This window comes from Bradyrhizobium uaiense (assembly GCF_010811875.1).
GTDB classification, from domain to species: Bacteria; Pseudomonadota; Alphaproteobacteria; order Rhizobiales; family Xanthobacteraceae; genus Bradyrhizobium; species Bradyrhizobium uaiense.
This window is the reverse complement of record NZ_VKHP01000352.1, coordinates 1-7,927: the sequence shown is the minus strand read 5'-3', so window position 1 is coordinate 7,927 and position 7,927 is coordinate 1. Positions and strand designations below refer to the sequence as shown.

Genomic DNA, 7,927 nt, shown 5'->3' with positions numbered 1-7,927 from the left:
CCAGCGGCAACGCCGAGCGTTCCGACCTCCCCCTTTCAGGGGGAGGTGAAAAATAAAGGCCCGTCATTCCGGGGCGCGCGCCAGCGCGAACCCGGAATCCAGCGGGCAGCAGATTCGATGTGAAATGGATTCCGGGTTCGATGCTTCGCATCGCCCCGGAATGACGAGGACAAGGGAAAAATGCTCTTCACCGCCGACCACGACGAACCGCGCCGGCTCTTGCAAAAATTCATCGCGGCCGAGATCAATCCCCATGTCGACGAATGGGAGAAGGCCGACATCTTCCCGGCGCATGAGCTGTTCAAGAAGCTCGGCAGTCTCGGCTTCCTCGGCCTCAACAAGCCGGTCGAGTTCGGCGGCCAGGGGCTGGATTACTCCTACGCGCTGATGATGGCGGAGGAGCTCGGCGCCATCACCTGCGGCGGCGTGCCGATGGCGATCGGGGTGCAGACCGATATGGCGACGCCGGCGCTGGCGCGGTTCGGCTCCGACGCGGTGCGCCGCGAATTCCTGGTGCCCGCGATCGCGGGCGATCAGGTCGCCTGCATCGGCGTCTCCGAGCCCGGCGCCGGCTCCGATGTCGCCTCGATCAAGACCCACGCGCGCTCCGACGGCGACGATTACGTCATCAATGGCGGCAAGATGTGGATCACCAACGGCACCCAGGCCGACTGGATCTGCCTGCTTGCCAACACCAGTGACGGTCCGGTTCATCGTAACAAGTCGCTGATCTGCGTGCCGATGAAGAGCAAGGGCGTGCAGGTCGCGCGAAAGCTCGACAAGCTCGGCATGCGTTCGTCCGATACGGCGCAGATCTTCTTCGACAATGTCCGGATACCCAAGCGCAACCGGATCGGCGAGGAAGGCCAAGGCTTCACCTACCAGATGATCCAGTTTCAGGAGGAGCGGCTGTGGGGCGCGGCGGCCTGCCTGAAGGCGCACGAGTTCATCATCAACGCGACCATCGACTACACCCGGGGTCGTAAGGCGTTCGGCGGCTCGATCCTCGACAACCAGGTCGTACACTTCAAGCTCGCTGAGATGCAGACCGAGGTCGAGCTGTTGCGCTCGCTGATCTATCGCGCCGGCGAGGCGCTGGTGGCGGGCGAGGACGTCACCCGGCTTGCGACCATGGCCAAGCTGAAGGCCGGCCGGCTCGGTCGCGAGCTCACGGATGCCTGCCTGCAATATTGGGGTGGCATGGGTTTTACCAACGAGACGCCGGTCAGCCGCGCCTATCGCGACAGCCGCCTGACCTCGATCGGCGGCGGCGCCGACGAGGTCATGCTGATGGTATTGTGCAAGATGATGGGCACGCTGCCTGGCATGAAGCAAAAGGGAAACGTCTGATGATCAGGCTCTATCACTGCGACGCCGCGCGCTCGTTCCGTCCGCTGTGGATGCTGGAGGAGCTCGGGCTGCCCTATGAGCTGAAGATGCTGCCGTTCCCGCCGCGCGTGTTCGCCAAGGAGTATCTCGGCATCAACCCGCTCGGCACCATCCCGTTCATGGTCGACGGCGAGACCAGGATGACGGAGTCCTCCGGGATCTGCCATTATCTCGGCACCAAATACGGCCCGTCGCCCCTGGTCGTCAGCGTCGACGAGCCGGCCTATGGCGCGTTCCTGAACTGGATGTATTTTTCGGATGCAACGCTGACCTTTCCGCAGACATTGGTGCTCCGCTACAGCCAACTGGAGCCGGAGGAACGGCGCAACCCGCAAGTGTCGGGCGACTATGCAAAATGGTTCCTGGGCCGCCTGCGCGCGGTCGAAGCCGCCGCCGCGAAATCGGAATTCCTCTGCGCGGAACGCTTCACCGCCGCCGACATCGCCAACGGTTATGCGCTCCGGCTCGCCGGCAATATCGGCCTTGCCAAGGATTTCGGGCCGAATGTCGCGGCCTATTGGGCGCGGCTGCAGCAGCGCGACGGTTACAAGCGCGCGGTGGCGGCGGAACAAAAAGCCGGGCTCGAACAGAATGTTGCGCCGCGGGCACGGCCGTAACTTCTCCGTCCTTCCGGGGCAATGCGCAGCATTGAACCCGGAATCTCGAGATTCCCCTGTGCGCAATTGCGCACCTGGGGTCTGGTGCTTACGCACCATCCCGGAATGACGACGCCTGTGTCGGTGACAGTCCTCGAATTTGCGCTATGGTAGCTCCGCCGCAGCGGCCCAAAGAGCCGCGTGAGGAGGAACCGCCATGGACGCGATCGTGGACGCGAAGTGCCAGAAGTCCGGCCAGCAGTCCGGCCACCGGATGCTGATCACGCCGGAACGGGTGTTCTATGCCGGGCTGCTCGGGCGTCCGCGCGAGCGCTGTCCCGGCGCATTCCATGTCTATGTTGCGATCCGCGACGGGTTGCAGCTGTCGACCAGCGAGGGGCGCGAGTCCCATGGCGAGCTCGCGGTGACGATGCCGAACCTGCGCCACACCATCACCAGCGAATATCGCTCGGCGATCTGCGTTGCGATCGAGCCGGAGAGCGTGCCCGATGGCACGCTGGAAGCCGTCGCCCGCCGCCTGCAAGGACCGGACTCGCATCTGTTCGCCAACCGGATTCGCAACGCCTATGCGACGCTCGGCGAGATGCAGCATCGCGATGCGATCGCGAATGCCGAGTTCGACACCATGTGCTTCGGCGATGCGCTGCCGCAGCGCGTGCTCGATCCGCGCGTCGTACGCGCGATCGGCCGCATCGGGAAATTCTCCGGCGAGCCGGTGACCGCGGCCGGCTGCGCCGCCGAGGCCGGGCTGTCGCCGTCGCGCTTCCTGCACCTGTTCAAGGAGGAGACCGGGATCTCCTTCCGCTCGTTCCGCGCCTGGAAGCGCGCGCGGCATCTGCTGCACTTCGCCAACCAGGACATCAACCTCGCGCATCTCGCGCAGGACATCGGCTATCCCGACAGCACGCATTTCAGCCACTCGATCCGCCGCTTCTATGGCCTGAAGCCGCGCGCGATCTTCTCGGGCTCGCGCGATCTTGCGATCTACCGGACGGGGCAAGAGCGCGCGCTGACGTAGCTCCGCTGTCGTCCCGGCGAAGGCCGGGACCCGTAACCACAGCCGGTTGTTGCTTCAAAAGGCCTCTGCCATCTCGCGTCACGGATGAATCACGCGGTATGGGTCCCGGCCCCCGTGCGCAATTGCGCACTAGGCCGGGACGACGATGGGGATTTTTCCGTCGCTACAAATTTGCCCCCTGGATCACCTCGCCGAATCGCAACCAGCCGGGGCCTTCGATCCGTTGCAGCTGAAGCTGTTGCAGCGGGTGGTGATTGGTCGGGCTGGTGTTGACCTTGATGCCGGGCAGCAGCGTCGGGACATAAACATCCTTCAAATTGTTCGCCTGCGCCATGATGTTGTCGCGGGTGAAATTGCCATTGCATTGCTCGAGCACGATCTTGAGCACGTTCGCCACCATATAGGCGTAAAGGTTGTAGCCTTCCTTCGGATTGCCGTCGGGGAAGTATTTTTCCATGAAGGCGAGGAAATCCTTCACGCCTTGGTCATTAGCCCAGGCCGGGTCAGCAACGTCCTTGATATAGGCCGATGAGATCGTGCCCTGCGCCTTGTCGAGGCCGACGGGGATGATGGTCGAGGACAGCGACGCTGCGCCGCTGGCGATGAAGTGCATCGGCTTCCAACTGAGCTCATGGATCTTGCGGATCGATTGCGCGCAGAACTTGGCCGTGGTGCCCGAGATCAGCACATCGGGATTGGCGCCGCGCAGGCTGACGATCTGGGAATCGATCGTGGGATCGGTGACCTCGTGCGAAACCACCACGGCGGATGTCGCGAACCGCTCGCCGAGCACATCCTTGGTACCGGCGACGAAGTCCTTGCCGAGGTCGTCGTTCTGGTAGAGCACCGCGATCTTCGCGTCCTTGTGCTGGCTCAGCGCATATTTGACGAATACCTGGGCCTCGGTCCGCGCGCTGGGCGCAAAGCCCATGGTCCAGGGATAGCTCTTATAGTCACCCCATTTGTCGCCGTTCACCGACAGGAACAGATGCGGCACCTTGGCGGCATTGATGTATTTGACGACCGACGAGTTGGGCGCGGTGCCGAGCATGTTGAACAGGAAGGCGACATTGTCGCTCTCGATCAGGCGGCGCACCTGCTCGACCGTCTTCGCCGGATTGAACGCGTCGTCGTAATAGATGTACTTGATCTGTCGGCCGGCGATGCCGCCCTGCTCGTTCAGCATCTTGAAATAGGCTTCCTGGCAGCGCGCCTGCACGCCGAGCGCCGACACCGGGCCGCTGAGCGAGGTCGTGCTGCCGATCCGGATCTCGGTCGCGGTGACGCCGGGTGTATCTTCGGCCAGCAAAGGCCTGAGGCCTGCAAAGGCGGCTAGCCCCGCGCCCGTCGCGCCGGTGAGCCATGTGCGCCGGTTGATCGAAACCATGACGTTCTCCCCGTGATGCCGGCTTGTTGCGCCGCTTCTGCTTGAAGCGGAGCCTATGCGTCAGGCGCGTTCCGCGTCTTGTGTTAACCGGCTGGCGGCGAATTACAGCGCCGGCGCATCCACTTAGCCAGTCAACGCAAGATGGCGCGAAGGCAAATTTCTCATCATGGGAAATCAGCAGCGCATGTGCGCTGCAAAGCGGACAAGAGACCCATGAGCGACAAGGCCGTCATCACCTGCGCGCTGAACGGCGTGCTTACCGACCCGAAGCAGCACAATGTTCCGGTGACGCCGGAAGAGATGGCGCGCGAGGCCAAGGCCGCGTTCAACGCCGGCGCCAGCATCATGCACATCCATCTGCGTCAGCAGGCGCCCAACAAGGGCCATCTGCCGTCATGGGAGGTCGGCGTCAGCAAGGAAATCCAGCAGGCGATCCGCGAGGCCTGCCCCGGCGTGATCATCAACCACACCACCGGCACCTCCGGGCCGAACTACCAGGGCGCGCTCGACTGCGTGCGCGAGACCAGGCCCGAGATCGCCGCCTGCAACGCCGGCTCGCTGAATTATCTGAAGGTCAAGGCCGACAACACCTGGGCCTGGCCGCCGATGATGTTCGATAACGCGGTCGAGAAGGTGCAGGATTATCTCGACGTCATGAAGGTCGCCGGCACCATCCCCGAATTCGAGTGCTTCGACGTCGGCATCGTGCGTTGCGTTGGCATGTATCGGCAGACCGGCATGTATTCCGGCCCGCTCGAATACAATTTCGTGATGGGCGTCGCCTCGGGCATGCCGGCCGATCCGGAGCTGCTGCCGATCCTCCTGAAGCTGAAGGCGCCGGACGCGCATTGGCAGGTCACCGCGATCGGCCGCGCCGAGATCTGGCCGCTGCACCAGCGTGCCGCCGACCTCGGCGGCCATCTGCGCAGCGGGCTCGAGGATACGTTCTATCTCGGCGACGGCACCAAGGTGACGTCGAACGGGCAGCTGGTCGAAGGGCTCGCCGCCTGCGCGCGTCGCGCCGGCCGTGAGATCGCGAGCCCCGCGGAAGCGCGGCAGATCTTCGGGGTCAGGCACTAGGCGTCGTCCCGTCATTGCGAGCGAAGCGAAGCAATCCATCTTGCCGCGTGGAAGGTATGGATTGCTTCGTCGCTTCGCTCCTCGCAATGACGGTTGAGAGGAGAGTCAGGCATGGACAATCTCGCAGCAGCCGGCGGCGTCACCGGGCCGGGCCGGATCGGGCGGGTCGCGATCGGCGACCTCCTGAAGCGTGCCGCGCGGCGGTTTCCGGATCGTGTCGCGCTAACCGATGGCGGCAGGCAGGTCACCTTCACCGACCTCGAGCGCGACGCCAGCCGCTTCGCCAATCATCTGGTGCAGCGCGGGCTGAAGCCGGGAGAGAAGATCTCGACCATCTGCAACAACTCGGTCGAGTTCGTCAAAGCGCTGTTCGGCATCCACCGAGCCGGCCTGGTCTGGGTGCCGATCAACACCATGCTCGGTCCGGCCGACATGGACTACATCCTCGACCATGCCGAGGTGCGTTTCGCCATCATTGACGACAATCTCCACGGCCAGGCCGACCGCCGCACCGCGCTGGAAGCGCGCGGCATGGAGATGATCGCGATCGACTTGACCGGAAATGCCGGCAAGACCGGGTTGCAGGAATTCGACAGCCTGCTGAAGGGACAATCCGACATCGAGCCCGAGATCGAGATCAACGACCGCGATCTCGCGATGATCATCTACACCTCGGGCACGACGTCGCGACCAAAGGGCGCAATGCATTGCCATCTCGCGGTGGTCATGGCCGTGATGAGCAACTGCATCGAGATGCAGCTCTCGCGCGATGACGGGATCACCGGCCAGTTTCCGCTGTTCCATTGCGCCGGCCACGTGCTGCTGCTCAGCTATCTCTCAGTCGGCGGCCGGATGGCGCTGATGCGCGGCTTCGATCCGGTGGTCTGCATGGAGGCGATCGTCCGCGACAAGCTCACGGTGTTCGTCGGCCTGTCGTTGATGTACCAGGCGATCCTCGATCATCCTCGCCGGCGCGAATACGACCTGTCCGGCCTGCGTTGCTGTATCTACACCATGGCGCCAATGGGCAAGCCGCTGCTCGAGCGCGCGATGGCCGACATGTGCCCGAATTTCGTGCTGACCAGCGGCCAGACCGAGATGTATCCGGCGACCACGATGTCGCGGCCCGAAGTGCAGCTCGATCGCTTCGGCAATTACTGGGGCGAGTCGCTGATCGTCAATGAAACCGCGATCATGGACGACAACGGCAATCTGCTGCCGCGTGGCGAGATCGGCGAGCTGGTGCACCGCGGACCCAACGTGATGATGGGCTATTACAAGGACACCGAATCGACCGAGGAGGCGCGCAAGTTCGGCTGGCATCATACCGGCGATCTTGCTTTGATCGACGCCAATGGCGAAGTGCTGTTCCTCGACCGCAAGAAGGACATGATCAAGTCGGGCGGCGAGAACGTCGCCTCCGTCAAGATCGAGGAGACGCTGCTGGCACATCCGGCGGTGCAAAACGCCGCCGTGGTCGGCCTGCCGCATCCGCAATGGGGCGAGGCGGTCTCCGCCTTCGTCAAGCTGAAGCCCGGCGCGGTGGCCGACGAGGCCGGCATCGAGGCGCATTGCCGAAAGCATCTCGGCGGCTTCCAGGTGCCGAAGCTGGTGCGTATCCTTGAGGAGATGCCGATGACGGCGACCGGCAAGTTGCGCAAGGTCGAGCTGCGGCAGCAATACAGCGAGTATTTTGTGGAGCGCGCCTAGTGGCCATCATCGAGAACACCATCGCCACCGGCAGCGCCGGCTTCCAGGGCAATCGCGACGGCATGCTGGCGCTGATCGCCCGGATGCGGGGGCTGGAGGAACGGACGCGCAAGGCGTCGGCCGCGGCAAAGGATCGCTTCCACAAGCGCGGCCAGCTCTTGCCTCGCGAGCGCGTCGCGCTGGTACTCGATCCCGGCTCGCCGTTCCTCGAACTGTCAACGCTCGCGGGCTACATGTTCGACGTGCCGGATGCGGACAAGAGCGTGCCCGGCGGCGGGCTGGTCGCCGGCATCGGCTTCGTCTCCGGCATCCGCTGCATGGTCAGCGCCAATGATGCCGGCATCGACGCCGGTGCATTGCAACCCTACGGCCTCGACAAGACGCTGCGGGTGCAGGAGCTCGCGCTGGAGAACAAGCTGCCTTACGTGCAGCTGGTCGAAAGCGCCGGCGCCAATCTGCTGCGTTACCGCGTCGAGGACTTTGTCCGCGGCGGCAACATCTTCCGCAACCTGGCGCGGCTCTCGGCAGCGGGGCTTCCGGGCGTCCCCGTCACCCATGGGTCTTCCACGGCAGGCGGCGCCTACCAGGCCGGCCTGTCCGACCACCTCGGGATGGTGCGCGGCAGCCCCACCGCGTTCCGCGGCGCGCCGCCGCAGCCCAAGCACGCCCCCGGCGACATCCCGCCCTCGCAGGGCCCCGGCCGGGCCGCGCACACCCACGACGACG

At 64.4% G+C, this 7,927-nt stretch carries 7 protein-coding genes; 6 read left to right on the top strand and 1 reads right to left on the bottom strand.

Annotated features, from left to right (window positions below):
• Positions 1-180: 180 nt before the first annotated feature.
• The 3 genes from FNJ47_RS43260 to FNJ47_RS43250 all read left to right on the top strand — a co-directional run bounded on the left by FNJ47_RS43260 (position 181) and on the right by FNJ47_RS43250 (position 3,024).
• Positions 181-1,350 carry an acyl-CoA dehydrogenase family protein gene (locus FNJ47_RS43260; RefSeq protein ID WP_163162519.1) on the top strand — a complete coding sequence of 390 codons (1,170 nt, stop codon included), beginning with the start codon at positions 181-183 and terminating at the stop codon, positions 1,348-1,350.
• A complete protein-coding gene (locus FNJ47_RS43255; protein ID WP_163162517.1) occupies positions 1,350-2,006 on the top strand; it encodes a glutathione S-transferase family protein in 657 nt (218 codons plus the stop codon). The genes FNJ47_RS43260 and FNJ47_RS43255 overlap by 1 nt, the downstream gene beginning before the upstream one ends.
• 196 nt (positions 2,007-2,202) lie before the next feature.
• Positions 2,203-3,024, top strand: coding sequence for a helix-turn-helix domain-containing protein (locus tag FNJ47_RS43250; RefSeq protein ID WP_163162515.1), 822 nt, complete (start codon positions 2,203-2,205; stop codon positions 3,022-3,024).
• Between the two features lie 163 nt (positions 3,025-3,187).
• On the opposite strand, the gene FNJ47_RS43245 is transcribed toward FNJ47_RS43250, so the two are convergent.
• Complete coding sequence (locus tag FNJ47_RS43245) at positions 3,188-4,411, bottom strand: ABC transporter substrate-binding protein (protein WP_163162513.1); 1,224 nt, start codon at positions 4,409-4,411, stop codon at positions 3,188-3,190.
• A 213-nt stretch (positions 4,412-4,624) separates the two neighbouring features.
• On the opposite strand from FNJ47_RS43245, the gene FNJ47_RS43240 reads away from it, so the two are divergent.
• The 3 genes from FNJ47_RS43240 to FNJ47_RS43230 all read left to right on the top strand — a co-directional run.
• A complete protein-coding gene (locus tag FNJ47_RS43240; protein ID WP_163162511.1) occupies positions 4,625-5,491 on the top strand; it encodes a beta-keto acid cleavage family enzyme in 867 nt (288 codons plus the stop codon).
• A gap of 111 nt (positions 5,492-5,602) precedes the next feature.
• Positions 5,603-7,201, top strand: coding sequence for an AMP-binding protein (locus FNJ47_RS43235; RefSeq protein ID WP_163162509.1), 1,599 nt, complete (start codon positions 5,603-5,605; stop codon positions 7,199-7,201).
• Positions 7,201-7,927: carboxyl transferase domain-containing protein (locus tag FNJ47_RS43230; RefSeq protein ID WP_347341800.1), on the top strand; the 727-nt coding region annotated here is incomplete at its 3' end. The genes FNJ47_RS43235 and FNJ47_RS43230, both read left to right, overlap by 1 nt.

Coding starts and splice junctions, on each gene's coding strand:
- FNJ47_RS43240 (WP_163162511.1), top strand. CDS start 4,625: ATGAGCGACAAGGCCGTCATCACCTGCGCGCTGAACGGCGTGCTTACC.
- FNJ47_RS43250 (WP_163162515.1), top strand. CDS start 2,203: ATGGACGCGATCGTGGACGCGAAGTGCCAGAAGTCCGGCCAGCAGTCC.
- FNJ47_RS43260 (WP_163162519.1), top strand. CDS start 181: ATGCTCTTCACCGCCGACCACGACGAACCGCGCCGGCTCTTGCAAAAA.
- FNJ47_RS43235 (WP_163162509.1), top strand. CDS start 5,603: ATGGACAATCTCGCAGCAGCCGGCGGCGTCACCGGGCCGGGCCGGATC.
- FNJ47_RS43245 (WP_163162513.1), bottom strand. CDS start 4,411: ATGGTTTCGATCAACCGGCGCACATGGCTCACCGGCGCGACGGGCGCG.
- FNJ47_RS43255 (WP_163162517.1), top strand. CDS start 1,350: ATGATCAGGCTCTATCACTGCGACGCCGCGCGCTCGTTCCGTCCGCTG.